Origin of the sequence: Sporolactobacillus sp. STSJ-5 (assembly GCF_024385605.1) — a bacterium.
Taxonomy (GTDB): domain Bacteria; phylum Bacillota; class Bacilli; order Bacillales; family Sporolactobacillaceae; genus Sporolactobacillus.
In genome coordinates this window covers 42,974-61,716 of sequence record NZ_JANFOJ010000013.1, presented here as the reverse complement: position 1 = coordinate 61,716, position 18,743 = coordinate 42,974, and the positions used below count along the sequence as shown (strand labels likewise).

Annotated in this window: 20 protein-coding genes; all 20 read right to left on the bottom strand. The window is 44.7% G+C overall.

The genetic code is table 11. From position 1 onward, the window contains the following. Positions 1-23 precede the first annotated feature (23 nt). The 20 genes from NOM01_RS12410 to NOM01_RS12315 all read right to left on the bottom strand — a co-directional run bounded on the left by NOM01_RS12410 (position 24) and on the right by NOM01_RS12315 (position 18,695). Positions 24-1,631 (bottom strand): gamma-glutamyltransferase family protein, encoded by a 1,608-nt coding sequence (locus NOM01_RS12410; RefSeq protein ID WP_255748802.1) that lies wholly within the window; start codon positions 1,629-1,631, stop codon positions 24-26. Between the two features lie 170 nt (positions 1,632-1,801). Continuing rightward, positions 1,802-2,680, bottom strand: coding sequence for a M23 family metallopeptidase (locus NOM01_RS12405; RefSeq protein WP_255748801.1), 879 nt, complete (start codon positions 2,678-2,680; stop codon positions 1,802-1,804). Between the two features lie 290 nt (positions 2,681-2,970). Continuing rightward, positions 2,971-3,966 carry a stage II sporulation protein D gene (gene spoIID, locus NOM01_RS12400; RefSeq protein ID WP_255748800.1) on the bottom strand — a complete coding sequence of 332 codons (996 nt, stop codon included), beginning with the start codon at positions 3,964-3,966 and terminating at the stop codon, positions 2,971-2,973. Positions 3,967-4,187: 221 nt separating this feature from the next. Then, positions 4,188-5,519 carry a UDP-N-acetylglucosamine 1-carboxyvinyltransferase gene (gene murA, locus NOM01_RS12395; protein ID WP_255748799.1) on the bottom strand — a complete coding sequence of 444 codons (1,332 nt, stop codon included), beginning with the start codon at positions 5,517-5,519 and terminating at the stop codon, positions 4,188-4,190. A gap of 110 nt (positions 5,520-5,629) precedes the next feature. Beyond that, a complete protein-coding gene (locus NOM01_RS12390) occupies positions 5,630-6,397 on the bottom strand; it encodes a YwmB family TATA-box binding protein (RefSeq protein WP_255748798.1) in 768 nt (255 codons plus the stop codon). Positions 6,398-6,497: 100 nt separating this feature from the next. Further along, on the bottom strand, positions 6,498-6,734 hold the full coding sequence (locus NOM01_RS12385) for a DUF1146 family protein (protein WP_255748797.1): 237 nt from the start codon (positions 6,732-6,734) through the stop codon (positions 6,498-6,500). A 695-nt stretch (positions 6,735-7,429) separates the two neighbouring features. Then, positions 7,430-7,858, bottom strand: a complete 429-nt coding sequence (locus NOM01_RS12380) for a F0F1 ATP synthase subunit epsilon (protein WP_255748796.1) — start codon at positions 7,856-7,858, stop codon at positions 7,430-7,432. A 45-nt stretch (positions 7,859-7,903) separates the two neighbouring features. Continuing rightward, the gene (atpD, locus tag NOM01_RS12375) at positions 7,904-9,313 is read right to left on the bottom strand and encodes a F0F1 ATP synthase subunit beta (protein ID WP_255748795.1); all 1,410 of its coding nucleotides are present in this window, start codon (positions 9,311-9,313) and stop codon (positions 7,904-7,906) included. A gap of 35 nt (positions 9,314-9,348) precedes the next feature. Continuing rightward, entirely contained in the window at positions 9,349-10,218 is an 870-nt protein-coding gene (atpG, locus tag NOM01_RS12370; RefSeq protein ID WP_255748794.1) for an ATP synthase F1 subunit gamma, read from the bottom strand. Positions 10,219-10,345: 127 nt separating this feature from the next. Next, positions 10,346-11,860 (bottom strand): F0F1 ATP synthase subunit alpha, encoded by a 1,515-nt coding sequence (atpA, locus tag NOM01_RS12365; protein WP_255748793.1) that lies wholly within the window; start codon positions 11,858-11,860, stop codon positions 10,346-10,348. Positions 11,861-11,867: 7 nt separating this feature from the next. Then, entirely contained in the window at positions 11,868-12,413 is a 546-nt protein-coding gene (locus NOM01_RS12360; RefSeq protein ID WP_255748792.1) for a F0F1 ATP synthase subunit delta, read from the bottom strand. Further along, positions 12,410-12,898 carry a F0F1 ATP synthase subunit B gene (gene atpF / locus NOM01_RS12355; RefSeq protein WP_255748791.1) on the bottom strand — a complete coding sequence of 163 codons (489 nt, stop codon included), beginning with the start codon at positions 12,896-12,898 and terminating at the stop codon, positions 12,410-12,412. The genes NOM01_RS12360 and atpF overlap by 4 nt, the downstream gene beginning before the upstream one ends. 66 nt (positions 12,899-12,964) lie before the next feature. Next, positions 12,965-13,192 (bottom strand): F0F1 ATP synthase subunit C, encoded by a 228-nt coding sequence (atpE, locus tag NOM01_RS12350; RefSeq protein WP_255748790.1) that lies wholly within the window; start codon positions 13,190-13,192, stop codon positions 12,965-12,967. A 73-nt stretch (positions 13,193-13,265) separates the two neighbouring features. Further along, complete coding sequence (gene atpB / locus NOM01_RS12345; protein WP_255748789.1) at positions 13,266-14,006, bottom strand: F0F1 ATP synthase subunit A; 741 nt, start codon at positions 14,004-14,006, stop codon at positions 13,266-13,268. Then, positions 13,963-14,415 (bottom strand): ATP synthase subunit I, encoded by a 453-nt coding sequence (locus NOM01_RS12340; RefSeq protein ID WP_255748788.1) that lies wholly within the window; start codon positions 14,413-14,415, stop codon positions 13,963-13,965. The genes atpB and NOM01_RS12340 overlap by 44 nt, the downstream gene beginning before the upstream one ends. A gap of 6 nt (positions 14,416-14,421) precedes the next feature. Continuing rightward, entirely contained in the window at positions 14,422-14,643 is a 222-nt protein-coding gene (locus NOM01_RS12335; RefSeq protein WP_255748787.1) for an AtpZ/AtpI family protein, read from the bottom strand. Between the two features lie 446 nt (positions 14,644-15,089). After that, positions 15,090-15,719 (bottom strand): uracil phosphoribosyltransferase, encoded by a 630-nt coding sequence (gene upp / locus NOM01_RS12330; RefSeq protein ID WP_255748786.1) that lies wholly within the window; start codon positions 15,717-15,719, stop codon positions 15,090-15,092. 99 nt (positions 15,720-15,818) lie between these two features. Next, positions 15,819-17,075, bottom strand: a complete 1,257-nt coding sequence (locus tag NOM01_RS12325; protein WP_255748785.1) for a serine hydroxymethyltransferase — start codon at positions 17,073-17,075, stop codon at positions 15,819-15,821. Positions 17,076-17,399: 324 nt separating this feature from the next. Next, a complete protein-coding gene (locus NOM01_RS12320) occupies positions 17,400-17,960 on the bottom strand; it encodes a TIGR01440 family protein (protein ID WP_255748784.1) in 561 nt (186 codons plus the stop codon). Positions 17,961-18,125: 165 nt separating this feature from the next. Beyond that, positions 18,126-18,695, bottom strand: a complete 570-nt coding sequence (locus NOM01_RS12315; RefSeq protein WP_255748783.1) for a manganese efflux pump MntP — start codon at positions 18,693-18,695, stop codon at positions 18,126-18,128. Between the last annotated feature and the right edge of the window lie 48 nt (positions 18,696-18,743).

Below are 18,743 nucleotides of genomic sequence, written 5' to 3'. Positions count from 1 at the left end.
TATGTATCCTCTACTTTGCCCCATTACCATGCTGCAACCATTCCATCTGCTCGTGATTCTGTGCCTCCGGCTAATATCCCGGTATTTGGATCGCGCCAAATGATTTGCCCGCGGCCGAAGGAACCTGTGTCCAGTGCTACGCTAATATCATGTCCGCGACGTGCCAATGCCTGTGCCAGAGCATTTGGAAATTCCGGTTCGACAAGCACAGTCTTATTTTCAATCCACTGCCATCTGGGCGCATCAAGCGCAGCTTGCGGATGCAGATGCTCATCGATCAATCGGCTGATCACCTGCAGATGGCCTTGCGGCTGCATATACCCGCCCATCACGCCAAACGGACCGACAGGCGTTCCATTCTGAGTCAGGAAACCTGGAATAATGGTGTGGTATGTTTTCTTTCCGGGAGCGAGACTGTTCGCATCTTTAGGATTCAGAGAGAATGTATACCCGCGATTCTGCAGCGAAATTCCTGTACCCGGAATGACAATGCCTGAACCAAATCCCATAAAGTTGCTTTGAATAAAAGAAACCATGTTTCCTTCTTCATCCGCTGCCGCAAGATACACGGTTCCGCCTTTAGGCAATTTGCCCGGTTCAGGGGTCATTGCCATCTGTCCAATTTGTTTTGCTCGCAGTGCGCTGTATGGTTCAGAAAGCAGCTGCATTGCTTCATCACTCATTTCGCGCGGATCTGTGATATACGCTTTGCCGTCGGAAAAGGCAAGCTTGAGCGCTTCAATTTGTTTATGATATTTACTAATTAAGTCCTCATTTTTTAAATCAAACTGTTTTAAAATATTCAGGCCAAGCAATGCGACCAATCCCTGACCGTTAGGAGGAAGTTCCCATATATCATACCCATGATAGTTAACCGAAATCGGCTCTACCCACTGCGGCCGGTATCGTGCAAGATCGCTTTTGCGGATAAACCCTTCATGTGCGCGTGAAAAGCTGTCGATTTGATCTGCCAGATCTCCTTTATAAAAGTCTTCCGCATTAGAATCGGCAATCGCCCTTAAGCTTCGCGCATGATCCGCGGATCGCCAGACATCGCCTGCTTCCGGCACTTGTCCGTCAGGAGCAAAGGTGTCAAACCACGGCGCAAACATCGTATTTTGGAATGTCTTCTTATATTTATCAAAGGCAATCCGCCAATTTTTTGCAACAATTGGAGAAATAGGGAACCCCTGTTCTGCGTAGTCAATCGCAGGCTGCAATGTTTCTTTCAAAGAAAGGCGTCCAAAACGTCTGGAACACTCCGCCCAAGCGGCAGGAGCTCCTGGGACCATGACCGGCTCCAGGCCATGTGCCGGTATCGCATCAAACCCACGAGCATGAATCGCTTCAATCGAAATACTGTCCGGAGCAGTTCCGCTGGCATTCAATCCGTGAAGCTTTCCCTTTGTCCAAATAATCGCAAAGGCATCGCTGCCGATTCCGTTTGATGTTGGCTCAACAACAGTCAGGCAGGCGGCAGTGGCAATAGCTGCATCAATTGCGTTCCCGCCTTTTTTCAGAATATCGAGTCCTGCCTGTGCAGCCAAAGGCTGCGCAGTCGCCACCATCCCTCGTTTTGCAAATACTGAATTTCGTGGCTGAGAAAATGGTGAGAAGTGGTAATCAAACATCAATGCTACGCCTCCTTATCCGAATGATATTCTTTTTATTTTACTCCAGCTTTGTTAATTCTGTATATGCGGCGCTTGTAGATTCTCTTATTTTATCAATCATTTAACTTATCTTCTGTTTATTTTGCATAAAAAAACGACCCCAATCAGGAGCCGTTTTCGTATTTTCTTCAGTTTTGTGAGTTTAGTGAGCTTTTGTCAATTGATGACCCTTTGCTTGAATCGCTTTGTAATTTTGTGTTCGATTTGCTTTGATCCTTTGACTTTTCACTCTCTTGTTTCGGCGTTTCCGTGCTTCCTTCATCTTTCACTTTCTCAGATGCGGAAGGATTGGTGGTCGTCATTTGTGCACCGACTGACACAGCCTTCACATCGGAAGCGCTTTTGTTCATATAGTTTTCCGGGCTGACCGGAATTCCATTCTTACGAATTTCGAAATGCAGGTGAACGCCCATTGCTTTGTTCAATGCTTCCGTTCCTGCAGTACCGATTTTCTCACCCTGTGCAACTTCCTGACCAACAGCAACATCTACTGATCCAAGACTTTGGTACATCGTTTCAACACCGTCTTTGTGCTTCAATGTGACTTTGTAGCCAAGTGTGTCATCCTTCGCTGCCTCCGTGACTTTTCCGCCCATCGCCGCAGTTACTGTAAACGATTTTTCATTATTCGCGCCAATGTTGATGCCTGTATTTTGGACATACGAATTGTTATAGTTTACGAGAGCGGCTTGCTGTTCTTGTTCGGTTCCTTTAACGTCATAGAAAGGCTGGACAACTGTTGTATCGTCGGCCTTCGCTGGCCATTCAAAAACTTCATCACCGGCATTCTGTGCATGAGGCGTCGGTTGATCTTGATTAAATACTGTGCGGTTCTCATCTTCGCTCGCCTTATTGGCACCATTCATTTGAAAAAGCAGCACCCCGGTAAGGATAAGCGACGCGGCGCATAAATATAAAGCGGGATAGAACCAGCGCCGTTTTGCTAGTTTTCGCAGACCGGACAGCTCTTTTTCCTGCGACTTCTTCTGATCCTTGTTATCTGTCAAATTGTATCACCTCAGCAACATTCTGATCAGAATGCGGCCGATCTATACATGTAAAATACGATTTTATGTCCATTTCATTGAAAAATTATGAAATTAACAAAAAAATGCATCAATAAATTGCTATTTTCTAAGAATAACCCTGTTGAAAATCTATACTAGGTGAACTTCTGGTCAAGCAAATCTTTTTGTTATGTGCTCTAAAGGCAGGAAGTGACGGACAAAGCATTTGTGAGCTTTATATTTATTGGAAAAGAAAAAGGCACTTGATTTCAAGCGCCTGAAAAATTAAGTTACTTTTTTGCGATCTGTTGCTGCGCTTTCGATTTTACCGTCATCTTGCTGATCTGTGTGCCTTGGTAGAAATAGGTAAGAATTTGTTTGGCTGTCTTTCCTTCTCGAGCCATTCCTTCGGCTCCATATTGACTCATGCCGACGTCATGCCCGCTGCCAATGGTGACCGCTTTAATTTGATCGCCATTTTGGGTTAGTTGAAAATCAGTGGAGCTTAGGTTTAGGCTTTCCCGAACCTGTCTCCCGGTAAACGTTTTGCCTGCTATTTCAATGCGTGCAACATGGTCGGTATCTGTCTTGCTGATGACCTTTCCTAGAGGGCCTTGATTGCTGCCTAGGGTGATGCCAAGCGCCTGCTCAACGGATCGGGTGGTCAGTATTTTTTCATTTCTGTACTTTGGCGACAGTTTATCCCATGGGCTGGCAACTGATCGAAGGTAGGGAACATCATTTTTCCAATAATGATCAGCATTTTCTGTTTGTCCGTTGCTCGTGGAGAAGAACACCGGGGAGATCAGCTTTCCATTATATGTGATCACTTGATTCTGTGTCTGTTCAACTGCTTTTTTTACTTTTTTCAGTTTCCATTCGTAGTCCTTGCCCCAAATTTGCTTCAATTCCTGACTGCTATGGTACACTTGATTTTGTACCGTATCTGTAACGTGAACATCCGGATTGTCAATAATCCGTGCCATAATATACGTTCGCGCTGCGATCGCTTGAGCTTTTAGGGCTTCAATACGAAATTTGGCCGGCATTTCCGATCCGACAACACCAATCAAGTAGTCATTCAAAGCTACTTGATCCGTCTGTTTTGTATTGGATCGGTCAACGGAGACCTGAATCACATTTTGCTGCGCCGCGATTTTGGTACGTTTGGTGCTTTGATGCTGTAGTTCGCCCACAGCCTTCTGTGTGAACGGAATAACAACTGCTGCGGGGATGATGATAATAACAAGTGCAAAGATAAGGAGGAGCACGGCGGCTTTCTTCATTGGACAATTGCCTCCAAGAGAATGAGATAATAAAGTTTATGTTTCTCATCTTTTAAATAGAACAGGCTGTTTTTTTGCATAGATTTGGCCAATGGGCATATAATTTTTTTAAAGACTTTTGTATCACTTTATTTATCAGAAGATTTAAAATGATACATTTAATTACAAATTAAAATAACTCGGTCAACGGACCGAGTTATAGGTAAAGTCTTATTATTAAATTAGGCGAACTTAGGATTGATGCTCAAAGCACCGCGCAGATCATCAGCAGCGGCAACAGGTTGTTCCTCCTCGTTGCTGCTCACGCGTTCAATATCAGCACCGAGCGCCCGCAATTTGCCTGCAAGATCTACATAACCGCGATCAATATGATGCAGACGGTTGATTTTCGTATACCCCTTAGCCACGAGTCCGGCAATAACAAGTGCAGCCCCCGCTCGAAGATCTGTAGCAGCCACTTCTGCGCCTTGCAAGTCACATGGTCCGCTGATAATTGCTGAACGTCCGTCAATTTTGATCATCGCGTTCATTCTGCGAAATTCTTCAACATGCATGAAACGATTTTCAAATACTGTCTCCGTAATGACAGAGGTACCCTTGGCTTTAAGCAATAGTGCCATCATTTGTGCCTGAAGATCTGTTGGGAAGCCGGGATGCGGCATTGTCTTAACATCGACCGCTTGCATGTGATCGGTTCCGATGACACGAACTCCGTCTGCTTCTTCTTCAATGATGACACCCATATCACGCATTTTGGCAATTAAGGGGCGAAGATCTTCAATATCCGCATCTTCAATCAGCACATTACCTCCCGTAATGGCTGCAGCAATCATATAGGTTCCTGCTTCAATCCGATCGGGAAGGATGGAGTGTTCCGCACCGTGCAACTTTTCAACACCTTCAATTGTGATTCTGCCGGTTCCGGCACCACTGATCTTTGCACCCATCGCATTGAGATATTGCGCCAAGTTTACGATCTCCGGTTCACAAGCCGCATTTTCAAGTACGGTCTCGCCTTCAGCAAGCGAAGCAGCCATGATTATATTTTCCGTTGCGCCAACGCTCGGAAAATCTAAATAAATGACTGTCCCCTTCAATTTTCCATCGACACTTGCTTCAATGGATCCATTGCCGATCGTGACTTTTGCACCCATTGCTTCGAAACCCTTAAGATGCTGATCGATAGGACGGGATCCAATCGCACAGCCGCCGGGAAGCGCAATCTTCGCATGCCCGACACGAGCCAAGAGCGGGCCCATGACTAAAAATGACGCACGCATTTTCCTAACGTATTCAAATGGCGCCTCCGTAAACAAATCGGCCACCGCATTAACCATGATGGTTTTATTTTCATAATTCACCGATGTATTTAAATAACGCAAGACTTCGTTAATCGTGTATACATCTGCCAATTCCGGTACATTATATATTTTGCTCGTACCTTCAGAGGCAAGCATTGATGCGGCAATAACAGGAAGAACAGCGTTCTTTGCACCTTCAATCTTCACAGAGCCCGAAAGCCGTTTCCCTCCATGAACGATAATTTTTTCCAAACTTTTCCCCTCCGCGTCCATTTATCTCTTCGCTCGATCCGGAACATTCTTCCGTGCCGCGTTTTTTGCTAAGTTAAACCACAACGGAGGCATACGAGGCTTCACACCCGTTAGTATTCCACCGTAATGATCGGTGAGCCAAGGACAATAATGGTCCGGTCCCCATCATTTCTCAAGGCTGCCTGAATATTCATCTTTTTGTTCGCTGTATAAATGGCATTGTTCCATGTCTTAGTATATGCGGAAATTGATACAAAGGTTTTTTCTTGGAGTCGTTCAACAGGAGTCGCCGAAAAAAGCTTCAGATATCGCATTCCTTCGTCAATTAAGGCAAGTTTCATTTTAGCACTGTGATAAGCTTTTACACAAGTGTATATGTGCTCTTCTCCGTTGAAAATTCTTTTCATTTCCGCACGAATATACTTTTTGTTTTGGGACCATTGAATCTGCTTAAAGGATTCGCCGTTTACACGATATAGTGTGACGGTCTGGAAATGTTTCCCACGCGGATAAGCCATATAATTTATGCTCATTTGCACGTTCCCAGAGTGTATCTTTTTTGTACCCTCCCAGCCGATTGCACCTTCATTTGGCTCCAAGGATCGCCACTCATAGTCGCTGAACTTCTTTTTGACCTGATTCGCTGTCCTATCAAAATTCTTACGCGTAACACCCGATGATTGGATCTCACGTGCATACACCGACCAGCTCGATACATGTGCCTGGTTATCTTTAAGCGTATGGGCAAAAAGTCCGATTTGATTAAGTTCATCAAATTGATCAGTCACATGCTCTGCAGAAGCTTGGTTTTGATTTAGTCCTGTAAACAATTGGAATGCTGCAAAAAAAATGCAAATAAGATATAAACTCCGTTTCATTTCCGTCCGCCCCTCTCTTGTTTTCAGTATTGCCTAAACCAAGAGGGAGAAATACGTGGAACTTTTCGTCAAAAACAGACCTCATTTGCGCTATTGAAGATCATTCGTAAATCTGTGGCAGCATCAGAGACCAAACCACATAATCGAGAAAAAACTTCGCTACCGGATAGCTGATAGCTATAGCCAGAATGACATAAAAAGCTCTCGCTTGTATGCTCTTTGGATGACGAAACGCAGCTTCTAATTTTACGCTTTGCAGCGCCCACCAAGTAAGCGCTAAAAAGGAAATATGAACGAAAATGTTGATCATTGCCTGAAAACCCGAATTAATGATCAATAAATGCCACCGCCTGTTTGTTTTCTGATCGCGTTTACGAACGGTCGAGCCGTTCCATAGTTTTTATGTACCGCTCTTTTATCTTAAGCCCTTTTTGCCTAACAAGAAATAATTCGTAGAGCATTAAGAAGTAATGTATCCATCTCCTTGTTTGTAATAAAACAGTAATGTATTTTTAATGTAACTATAACAATTAGTTGCCTGTGATCATTTTATCGCGGATTATGAAAAATAACCACTTTTTTTCATAATTTTTTTCCGTGAATAATAACATAAGCAGAACATCCTGCCTTTTACTTATTTACGCATTTAAAAAGTATACTGAAATAATCTGAACATTTTTTGAACATGACGATTTTTAGAAATAAAAAAAACCGGGCAAAAAACGTCCGGTCCTAACATACGAAAGTTCTTACATCTCGCCTCATTCTGATCTTCATTAAGTAACGAGTAAAATAAGCGGAACTTTTCCGGTTATATGCATCATGGCACTTGTTTCGCCGGTAATAAGGGTAATTTTTCCGCCTATTTATCAGAATTGGGCGCTTACCTGATCGCCCATCCGATAAATGCGGATTGGGCATCAGCGACGTATAACCTTATCGTCGTACCAGCGGGGCAAAATCTTATATTTTCTTATCTTGTGAAAAAAGACCGTTCCTATTTGGAACGGTCGATAAATAGTTTACTTACTATTACGCTTCTGGAACTGCATCAGCTATAGCCGCTGTGTTTAATCGAAGTTCTGAACGCTTCAGCTTCAGCATTGCCTCTGCATAGCCTTCGGAAGTTTCATGAAGTGTGCTCAGCTGCTCTTCAGCTTCCGCTTTTGCTTTCTTAGCGCGTTCAACATCAATATCGGCTTTCTTCTCAGCAGCCTCCGATAAAATCGTAATGCTTGTTCGGCCCACCTGAATGAAACCGCCATGAACAGCCACATAATCAACAATTTTTTCGTCTTCATGTTTCAATCGGACAAGCGCAATGTCTAGTGGAGCAACAATCGGCAAGTGATGCGGCAGAATACCCAATTCTCCGCTTTTGGAGCGTACACATACCATATGGACGTCTCCCTCATATACTTTGCCTGCAGGTGTGACAATATCCGTATGCACCGTACTCATCAGCCAGCCCCCTTCATTAGGTCTAAGCGGTCCATGCACCGCTCATTAAACCAGTTGCTTTGCTCTCTCCAGTACATCGTCAATCGTTCCTGTGTTACGGAATGCTTCTTCAGGAACATCGTCATACTTACCATCAAGAATACCCTTGAATCCTTTAATCGTTTCTTCAACAGAAACATAGGATCCGGGAACGCCTGTAAATTGTTCGGCAACGTGGAAATTCTGACCTAAGAAGAACTGGATGCGGCGAGCACGGCTTACCGTCAGTTTATCTTCATCAGAAAGTTCATCCATACCAAGGATGGCGATGATATCCTGTAATTCACGATATTTTTGAAGCGTCATCTGAACTCTTTCTGCAACTTCGTAGTGTTCTTCACCAATAATATCAGGAGAGAGAGCACGTGAAGTCGAAGCAAGCGGATCAACAGCAGGGTAAATACCGATCTGAGTCAATGAACGCTCAAGGTTAGTCGTCGCGTCCAAGTGAGAGAATGTTGTCGCCGGAGCCGGGTCAGTATAATCGTCGGCAGGCACATAAACAGCCTGGATCGATGTAACAGATCCCTTTTTCGTAGACGTGATTCGTTCCTGCAGACGGCCCATTTCTGTTGCCAGTGTCGGCTGATAACCAACGGCAGACGGCAGACGGCCGAGCAACGCGGACACTTCAGAGCCTGCTTGTGTAAAGCGGAAAATATTATCAATAAAGAGCAGAACGTCCTGTCCGTCCACATCACGGAAATATTCAGCCATTGTCAATCCGGAAAGTGCCACGCGCATACGCGCACCCGGTGGCTCGTTCATCTGACCGAACACCATGGCGGTCTTCTTGATAACTCCTGAGTCCGTCATTTCATAGTAAAGGTCGTTGCCTTCACGTGTTCGTTCACCTACACCCGCAAACACAGACACACCACCGTGTTCCTCAGCGATGTTGTGGATCAGTTCCTGAATCAAGACGGTCTTGCCTACGCCGGCGCCGCCGAACAGGCCGATCTTTCCACCCTTAATATAAGGAGTCAGAAGATCAATAACCTTGATACCTGTTTCAAGAACCTCCGTTTTCGTTGATAACTCCGCGAATTTCGGTGGATCTCTGTGGATCGCGTGTTTTTCAACTTCAGGTGCAACTGGTTTGCCATCAATAGCTTCTCCAAGTACGTTGAATACACGTCCAAGTGTTGCTTCACCAACAGGCACCGAAATTGGTGCACCGGTATCTTCTACTTCCAAGCCCCGGACAAGTCCGTCGGTTGAGTCCATAGCGATCGTGCGCACGGAGTCGTCGCCGAGGTGTAGCGCGACCTCAAGAGTCAGATGAATGTCCGCTTCATTGGAGGACTGAGCTTTATAATTTACGGTCAGAGCGTTGTATATTTCAGGAAGATGGCCGCGTTCAAACTTAACATCAACAACGGCGCCCATGACCTGAGTTACATACCCTTTGTTCATGAAACTACCTCCTATCAGCATTTTCTAACAATCGGTTATTCGAGAGCGGCTGCGCCGCCGACAATTTCAGTAATTTCCTGAGTAATGGCAGCCTGACGCGCACGGTTATAAGAAAGAGACAAATGATCGATAATATCGCTTGCGTTATCCGAAGCGCTTCTCATCGCAGTCATGCGGGCTGCCTGTTCTGCTGCCTTTGCGTCAAGCAAAGCACCATAGATTTGACCTTCTGCATAAAGAGGCAGCAAGCTCTCAAGCACTTCATCTTCATCTGGTTCATAGACATAACGGACCTTTTCCTTCGGTTTGCTTTCAAGATCCGTCAAAGGCAACAGCTGGTTATCCACCAAGGTTTGCGAGATTGCATTGACAAAGTGATTATAAATCAAGTGCAGTTCATCAATTTTTTTGGTGTCGTATAAGCTGATTGCCTGCTTAGCGAAATCCAATACATCATCGAAAGCAATTGTATCCGGAACATCTGTTTTGCTAAGAGCGACAGGATAGCCGCGCTTTTCAAAGAAATTCAATCCCACTTTGCCAGTCACAAGGATTAAATATTCATCTTTGGACTCATGTTTTTCCCGAATTAAATTTTGCGTATATTTTAATACGGTACTGTCATAAGCGCCTGCAAGTCCTCGGTTTTCAGTAATGACCAGATACGCGGTTTTCTTTACCGGCCTGCTGGCAAGCATCGGATGCTTGCTGTTTCCGCCTTTCGGCAAGGTGCTCGCGATACTTGCCACAACTTCGCGCAGTTTATCCGCATATGCCGAATAGTCCTGTGCTGTTGCCTGCGCGCGATTCAATTTTGCTGCCGCAACCATTTGCATTGCTTTGGTAATTTTTCGCATCTGTTTTGTAGAAGCGATTTTTTCTTTTATATCACGCATTGAAGGCATGTTCGTTCACCACCCTTGAAAGCCCGTCTGATCTTAATTATGTAGCATCCATAACCAATCGGATCAGGCCAATCTTCAGAAGAATGTGCGTCTTTCAAAATAGTGTATATGCGATATTCCTATGGGCTTATTCGGCCTTAGAAGGAACAAAAGTCTTTTTGAATGCGGTAATCGCATCAGCAAATGCCTGATCATTCGGAAGCTGCTTTGTTTCACGAATTTTATCAAGAATGCCGTTGCCGTTTTGTTCAAGATAGGCAAGCAGTTCTTTTTCAAAACGTTTAACGTCAGCAATCGCGATATCATCAACATAGCCTTTCGTCAAAGCATACAGAATTGCAACTTGTTTTTCGACTGGGTACGGTTTGTGAAGATCCTGTTTAAGAATTTCAACCGTACGTGCACCACGATCCAACTTCGCTTTCGTAGCCTTGTCAAGATCAGATCCAAATTGCGAAAATGCTTCAAGTTCACGATACGAAGCCAAATCAAGCTTCAAGGTACCGGCAACTTTCTTCATTGCTTTGATCTGTGCAGCACCACCAACACGGGATACGGAAGTACCGGCATCAACTGCAGGACGAATACCTGAATAGAAAAGATTCGATTCAAGGAAAATTTGTCCGTCAGTAATCGAAATAACGTTGGTTGGAATGTAGGCTGAAATATCCCCGGCCTGCGTTTCAATAATCGGCAACGCGGTAATTGAACCGCCACCTAATTCGTCACTCAATTTTGCCGCACGTTCCAGCAGTCTCGAGTGCAGGTAGAAAACGTCGCCCGGGAATGCTTCACGACCCGGCGGACGGCGAAGCAGCAAGGAAAGTTCACGGTATGCCGCTGCCTGTTTGGACAAATCATCGTAAATAATTAACACATGTTTACCGTTGTACATGAACTCTTCGCCCATTGTAACTCCGGCATATGGAGCCAAATAAAGTAACGGAGCCGGCTCGGATGCTCCGGCAGAGACGACAATCGTCTTATCCATACATCCGTATTCTTTTAACGTGTTTACAACACCCGCAACCGTTGACTCTTTTTGACCGATTGCAACGTAAATACTGATAACGTCTTGATCTTTTTGGTTAATAATCGTGTCGATCGCAATTGATGTTTTACCGGTCTGGCGATCGCCGATAATCAATTCACGCTGGCCACGGCCAATCGGAATCATTGCGTCAATTGCTTTAATACCGGTTTGCATCGGTTCGAACACTGATTTTCGATCCATAACGCCTGGTGCTTTCTTTTCAACCGGACGCGATTTATCTGTTACAATCGGTCCCTTTCCATCAATCGGCTGTCCCAGCGGATTGACTACACGACCAAGCAGTGTTTCGCCTACAGGCACTTGCATGATGCGTCCAGTTCGTTTTACCGGGTCACCTTCATGAATATCTGTAAAAGGGCCGAGAATGACGATACCGACGTTGTCCTCTTCAAGGTTTTGGGCCATGCCGAGGACGCCGTTGGAAAATTCGACAAGCTCGCCCGACATAACACTGTCAAGACCGTGGACGCGGGCGATTCCGTCGCCGACAGTGATGACAGTGCCGACTTCGCTCACTTCAACAGTGGATTGATAATTTTCAATCTGCTGTTTAATCAATGAGCTGATTTCTTCCGCTTTAATGCTCACGATATTTTCACCCCTGTCTCCCTACTTTAATCTCCTGTTTGAAGCCTGCAAGCTTACCTGCGATTGATCCGTCGAAAAGGCGATCGCCGATACGAAGCAGGATACCTCCAATAATTGCCTTGTCAACATTAGCGTGGATGCTCAACTTCTTGTCAAGCGCCTTGCCCAGACGTTCAGCAAGATCTTTCTTTTCTTGCTCGTCCAAAGCAGCAGCGGTTGTGATCGTTACGTCGAGTATACCGCGTTTTTTGTTCGCCATGTGCGTGTAGGCTTCAAGCACTTCATCGATTATGGCTTCACGCTTGCGGTCGATGAGCAATTTCAGCAGATTAAGGACTTCAACACCTGCCTGTTTTTCAAACAGCTTGTTTACAAGTTCTTTTTTATTGTCACTGCTTACTTGAGGATGCATCAGAACTCGACGCAGATCTTCATGTTCATAAAGACCCTCGGCTACACTATGCAGTTGAGACTCAATCGCATCGATGGAGTCTCGCTCCTCTGCAACCTCGAAAAGCGCCTTAGCATAACGGTTCGCTACGATTTCGCTCATCGCTGATTCCCCACTTGTTTAATCAACTGGTCAATCTCATTTGAATAATCCTTAGGATTAATTTCCTTTTCAAGCACCTTAGATGCGAGCAGAACCGACAGGTCGGCGACTTCATCGCGGATTGCGGCAATTGCCTTCTCTTTCTCAAGGCCAATTTCTTCATTCGCGTCTTTAATCATCAGATCCGAACGGTTTTTCGCTGCTTCAATAATTGCTTTCGCTTCAGCACTTGCCTGACTCTTTGCTTGTTCAAGAATGCCATGGGCTTCATTGCGAATCCGTTCGATTTCCGATTTCTGTTCAGCCAAATAGGATTCAGCATCCTGACTTTTCTTTTCAGCGTCGTCAATTTGACTGTTAATGTATTTTTTTCGCTTTTCCATAATCGCTACAACCGGTCGTACGCCGACAACTGCGACGAAGATCATCAACAAGATCATGACGACTAATTGGAAAATGATACTTCCTAAAGAAAATGACAGCACAGCTCTTGCCACTCCTTTCGATCTAAAGATTTTCTCAATGATTCATTGCCGAAAAATTCGGCTGGATCATCCGATGATACCGAAAAGCACCAAAATACCAAAAGCGATTGAAATGACAGGTAATGCTTCAACAAGACCAAGAGCGATCATTGATTGTCCGAATAAAGTACCTTGAGCTTCCGGCTGACGGGCAATTCCTTCCAAATAGCGGCTGAAAAGTACACCGTTGCCAATACCTGCTGCAAGCGCACCGAATGCGATCATGATACCACCAGCTAGAACTGCTAAACTCATAACAAGATTCCTCCTAATTTGTCTATGTTTTTTACCATCGCTTGCGGAAGAGCGTCCCATTTAGAAACAGGCATTATTCCTCTCCCACCTTTTGAGCGATATACACCATTGCCAGCACTGTAAAAATATACGCCTGGATGCATCCGACGAAAATGGAGAAAGCCATCCAAACAAAGAGCGGCACTCCGGTGAAATAAAAGGCGCCTTCGCGAAGAATGATAATGAGCACTTCACCAGCGAAAATATTCGCCCAAAGTCGTAATGCGTGTGTTGCCGGTTTCGATACTTCGTCAATAATGTGAATCGGAAGCATCCACCAAAACGGTTTTACATAGTGCTGCAGATAGCCAAGCGGACTTTTGGCAATACCTGCGAAATGCGAATAGAGAAAGATTGCAGCAGCCATTGCTACCGTAACATTGATGTCAGACGTCGGTGATTTGAACCAGCTGACCGAATCCGTCATTTTCAAATCAGCTGCTGTAATGCCTAGCGATGGCAGCGAACCATGAGCAGTGGCCGTTACCATGACGATAACGCCAAGCAAATTGGCAATTAAAATGAAAAGAAAGGTGGTCAGTGCAAAGCTTAAATATTTGGCTGATTCTTTCTTTTCAAGCATCATACCCGTAATGCCGCTGATAAAATCAATGATGTACTCCATCACATTTTGTCGTCCATTCGGACGTACGGTAAGCCGACGACTTAACAAGAATACAATCAGCATGACGATTAGTGCGGAAACCACTGATCCAATCATCAACGTGACATCAAATGTCATTCCGAGAAATTTCACTTTCGGAGTCAGATCCATGAGTCTCCCCCCCTTCATCCGAAGAAGTCGTGCCATTGCCTTTCAAATAATAATAACTCATCACCGTCACAAGCATTAGATAGCCAAACAACAGCGACAGCACAAAAGATCGATAATCAATACGGGTTGGAAAACGATAAACCATCAGCACACCAAAAACAATGGTTGCTATGCGTACGGTCATATGTAATCCCGCTAAATGGCGGGCACCTGATTGAACCCGAAGTCCGGCTATCCTTAAGCGAAACGACAAATGAAAAACATTATATAAACTGATTAATCCGCCGAGGAGAAAGCCGCTGGCCAGCGCTCTCGCCGGTATCAAAAACCAGATTAACCCAAATACACTTGTATAGATAATCGCAACAATCATTAAAACACGTGAAAACCATTCCATGACCGGTTTCATCGCTTGTCATTCCTTCATTAAGGATTTCAAGGTATAGAAGCAGCTGAACAGTCCCAGAAAGAAACCGGCAACTGCACAAATGGGCAGCCACAGATGTCCCGTTCCATATCGTCCATCAAGATAGTCCCCGCCCAGCGCTCCAATGATGATAAAAGCGAAAACCTCAAATCCCATCGCACTTACCGTTGCAGCAATCTGCAACGAATTCGGTTTTTTATTCTGCTTCATAAGGCCTCCTCAGCAGTGATGATTCAGTTGTTCTGTTCAGACATGGCTTAACCGAGAGAAAAATACATTATAAAGTTTTCGAAAATGGTCGGCCAAAACTGTAGTCAGACATAAATCGTTCACAGGCTCTTTTGCCTATTGTCGAAGAAATTCCTTATATAATCATCTTTAGAAACTGTTCATTAAAATGACTTTTCTTTAATATTTTAACGAAAGCGCTATCTTTATGCAATAATTAGCGAAATAATTGTGACTTTAATCATTGCGGTTGGCATATTAAATTATTATTGCTTTTTTGATATATATTTCTTTATATCTAGAATTCTAATCACTTTTTCCTTAGTCAGCACAATAAAAATGTGACAAATCACCAACAATGAAAATATTCCTCACATATTATGTCAGGAAAAGAAAATGTTTTTCATGGATGGCACACGATTTGACCATTATTTTGTACCAAACAACCGATCCCCGGCATCCCCCAGACCTGGGACAATGTAGCCATGCTCATTCAATTTTTCATCAAGAGCTGCTAGATAAATGTCTACATCAGGATGTTCTTTTTGCACTTCTTTAACACCCTCCGGAGCTCCGATCAAGCACATCAGCTTAATGTTGACTCCGCCGCGCTCCTTTAGTGAAGTAATCGCCGCCGCTGCTGAACCGCCGGTTGCCAGCATTGGATCTACAATAATTAAATCGCGCTCCGAAATATCGGCAGGCAGTTTAACATAATATTCAACAGGTTTCAGCGTTTCGGGATCGCGATAGAGCCCAACATGACCCACTTTAGCGGCAGGAATTAAATTCAGAACTCCATTAACCATGCCCAAGCCCGCACGAAGAATTGGAATGATACCTAGTTTCTTCCCGGCAATTTTATACGCTTTTGCTTTTGCGACCGGCGTCTGTACATCCACTTCTTCCAAAGCAAGATCGCGAGTAATTTCAAAGGCCATCAAAGTAGCAACCTCGTCCACCAATTCGCGGAAAGCCTTAGTGCCTGTTTTATGATCTCGTATCATCGTCAATTTATGTTGAATTAATGGATGATTAAGTACTACCAATTTACCCATTTTATTCCTCCGTCCTCGATCATCTTCAGCGGATAACCGGAAATTTTAATCATATTAAAAGGGAGAAATAAATTCTCCCAAAGCAGTCCGTTTTAGCAATCAGGCAAAAGCGCCGGTTCCTTGAGGATACAACGGATGTTTCTCAGTCAGTGCGTGCACACGCTGTGCTGCTTCTTCCAAAGTCTGTTCATCGTCTGGATTCTTGAGTGCCAGCGCAATGATTAAAGCGACTTCTTTCATATCCTCTTCTTTAAATCCTCGTGTTGTTACCGCCGGCGTGCCCATACGTACCCCGCTCGTCACAAACGGCTTTTCCGGATCAAACGGAATCGCATTCTTATTCGTTGTGATTCCAACAGCGTCAAGAACAGCTTCCGCTTTCTTTCCTGTAATGCCAAGGTTGCGCACATCGGCAAGTACAAGATGATTGTCCGTTCCTCCTGAAACAAGATCGATACCCTGTTCCTGAAGAGTCGCTGCAAACGCCTTGCTGTTCGCAATGATCTGGGCTGCGTAAATTTTAAATTCAGGTTTAAGTGCTTCACCTAAGGCAACTGCCTTCGCAGCAATAATATGCATCAGCGGGCCGCCTTGAATTCCCGGGAAGATCGCTTTATCGAGTTTTTTCGCAAACTCTTGCTTACAAATAATCATGCCGCCGCGCGGGCCGCGCAACGTCTTATGTGTGGTTGTCGTAACGAAATCCGCATAAGGTACTGGGCTCGGATGAAGTCCGGCGGCAACAAGTCCCGCAATATGTGCCATATCAACCATGAGATATGCTCCAATACTGTCAGCAATCTCGCGGAACTTTTTAAAGTCGATGATGCGCGGATAAGCACTTGCTCCGGCCACAATAAGTTTCGGTTTATGTTCTTTTGCCTGACGAGCGACTTCGTCATAATCAATCGTTTGTGTTTCCTTTGTCACACCATAATCCACAAAGTTATAGAGCTGCCCGCTGAAGTTGACCGGGCTGCCATGTGTCAGATGCCCGCCATGTGCCAATCTCATGCCCAACACTGTATCGCCAGGTTTTAATATGGTTTCATATACAGCCATGTTCGCTTGAGCACCTGAATGAGGCTGCACATTCACATGATCGCCGCCGAACAGCTTAAGTGCCCGACTTCGAGCAAGATCTTCGACGATATCGACATACTCACAGCCGCCATAGTAGCGATGTCCCGGATAGCCTTCCGCATATTTATTGGTTAGAACTGAGCCCGCCGCTTCAAGCACCGATGTACTGACAAAATTTTCCGATGCAATCAGTTCAATTTTATTCCTCTGTCTACCTAATTCTTTCTCAATTGCTTGATACAGTTCAGGATCGTTCGCTTTAATACCCTTCATGAAGGTGTGCCACTCCTCTCGAGTCTAATTCAAGTAAAGTTTATCACATTTTATCCTTTAACAGTGAATAAAATCAGATCCACGGCCATTTTGGCTATGATTTCCGCATGCTTTCTGTTTGGGCCTTTTCCCGATCACAACTGATATTTTCAGCAGTATCCTGAGACTAGTTCACCCATAATTTACAAAATTTTGGAAAAGCATGATTGTTATTAAAGATCAGTAAAAAAATGCTATTAAGACTTCAGCCGTATGACGGAAACAAAGAAAAAAGGCGGTAAACAACCGTCCTCATTAGTTACCGTTCATTCATATTGAGCCGACTCACCGAATTTTTTCCGGATAGACAGCACGTTCACCGCCGATTAACTTGGGGCGTGTCCGTGCCATAACAAGATGGGCATGTCCTATTTCGTTTCGCTGACTGCGCACAGGAACAGCAACGTGCTTCAGATGCATACCGATCAGTGTATCACCGATATCAAGGCCTCCATCCGCACGAATGAATTCGACCATCACAGGATTCGTCATGTGCTCAAATGCATAGGTAGCCATTGATCCTCCGGCATGGCGAATCGGCCGAACAGTCACTTCGTCATAAAAGCGCTGCCGCGCAACCTCTTGATCAATGACCAGTGCGCGATTGAGATGCTCACAGCATTGAAAAGCGAAACGAGCCCCTGTTCGATTATGACATTTTTGAACAGCAAGAAATAGTGAAGCTGCCACTTCCAAAGATCCCGCTGTACCAATATGTTTTCCTGCAACCTCGCTTGTACTGCATCCGATAACCAACAGTGTCCGTTCACTAAAAGGCATCGCCGCTTCCAAATCGGCAAGTGCCTGAGTCACCGCTTCACTAATTGACTCGTCGATTACTTCCATCTTTTAAACCTTCCTCTACAAGGAACTATTTATCATCCATTAACACTCGTTATTATAGCAGGTTGCACTGTTGATCGGTAAATGATACGCAATGTTCGACATCGTTCAGTGTTGATGTGATTGCCTGGGAAATAAATTGACGAATTCAAGGGAAAGTTGCTGGTATTAAATATGGAAATGCAAAAGAAGTTTCAGTCCGAGAACAAATAGAATAATGCCTCCGAGTGCTTCGCCATATCGTCCAAAATACTTTCCGGTTTTTCGCCCAATATAAAAGCCAGTCCATGCCATAGCCATGCTCGTTAAACCGAACATAATAACTGCCGCAAGTACCTCAGCTCCGAATAATCCCATGCTCAACCCTACCGAAAAACTGTCGATGCTGACGCTCAGTGCAAACAGAAGCAGGCTGGCATCTGATGTATAGGCGAATCCTGATTGTGTTTCATTTCTTCTTGCCAAAGAAAGGATCATTTGAAGACCAATCAACAGCAAGAGCAAGCCACCTGCCATTTCTGTGATTGCTCCAAATCGAGCAGAAAGTAATCGGCCCAGTGTCATGCCTATGAGCGGCATGAGCATATGAAAAAGACCAATCCAAATGCCGGCCCAAGCTGCCTTTCTTAATCGGAATACCGTCATGCCCATGCCTACACAAACAGAAAAAGCATCCATGCCTAATGCAACAGACATTACGCACAACGCCAATCCCTGATTGATCAGATTCGCAGCCATGTCCGTTCCCCCCTCTTGTCCATACGAACACTCTATGCATGTCCCTAA

Bases quoted from the DNA above. Each gene is read 5' to 3' on its own strand.
- upp (WP_255748786.1), bottom strand. From the start codon at position 15,719: ATGGGTAAATTGGTAGTACTTAATCATCCATTAATTCAACATAAATTG.
- atpD (WP_255748795.1), bottom strand. From the start codon at position 9,313: ATGAACAAAGGGTATGTAACTCAGGTCATGGGCGCCGTTGTTGATGTT.
- atpE (WP_255748790.1), bottom strand. From the start codon at position 13,192: ATGAGTTTAGCAGTTCTAGCTGGTGGTATCATGATCGCATTCGGTGCG.
- NOM01_RS12360 (WP_255748792.1), bottom strand. From the start codon at position 12,413: ATGAGCGAAATCGTAGCGAACCGTTATGCTAAGGCGCTTTTCGAGGTT.
- atpB (WP_255748789.1), bottom strand. From the start codon at position 14,006: ATGGATCTGACTCCGAAAGTGAAATTTCTCGGAATGACATTTGATGTC.
- atpG (WP_255748794.1), bottom strand. From the start codon at position 10,218: ATGCCTTCAATGCGTGATATAAAAGAAAAAATCGCTTCTACAAAACAG.
- NOM01_RS12325 (WP_255748785.1), bottom strand. From the start codon at position 17,075: ATGAAGGGTATTAAAGCGAACGATCCTGAACTGTATCAAGCAATTGAG.
- NOM01_RS12320 (WP_255748784.1), bottom strand. From the start codon at position 17,960: ATGGAAGTAATCGACGAGTCAATTAGTGAAGCGGTGACTCAGGCACTT.
- NOM01_RS12340 (WP_255748788.1), bottom strand. From the start codon at position 14,415: ATGAAACCGGTCATGGAATGGTTTTCACGTGTTTTAATGATTGTTGCG.
- NOM01_RS12335 (WP_255748787.1), bottom strand. From the start codon at position 14,643: ATGAAGCAGAATAAAAAACCGAATTCGTTGCAGATTGCTGCAACGGTA.
- spoIID (WP_255748800.1), bottom strand. From the start codon at position 3,966: ATGAAGAAAGCCGCCGTGCTCCTCCTTATCTTTGCACTTGTTATTATC.
- NOM01_RS12390 (WP_255748798.1), bottom strand. From the start codon at position 6,397: ATGAAACGGAGTTTATATCTTATTTGCATTTTTTTTGCAGCATTCCAA.
- NOM01_RS12380 (WP_255748796.1), bottom strand. From the start codon at position 7,858: ATGAGTACGGTGCATACGGATATTGTCACACCTGCAGGCAAAGTATAT.
- NOM01_RS12410 (WP_255748802.1), bottom strand. From the start codon at position 1,631: ATGTTTGATTACCACTTCTCACCATTTTCTCAGCCACGAAATTCAGTA.
- NOM01_RS12315 (WP_255748783.1), bottom strand. From the start codon at position 18,695: ATGGCTGCGAATCTGATCAATCAGGGATTGGCGTTGTGCGTAATGTCT.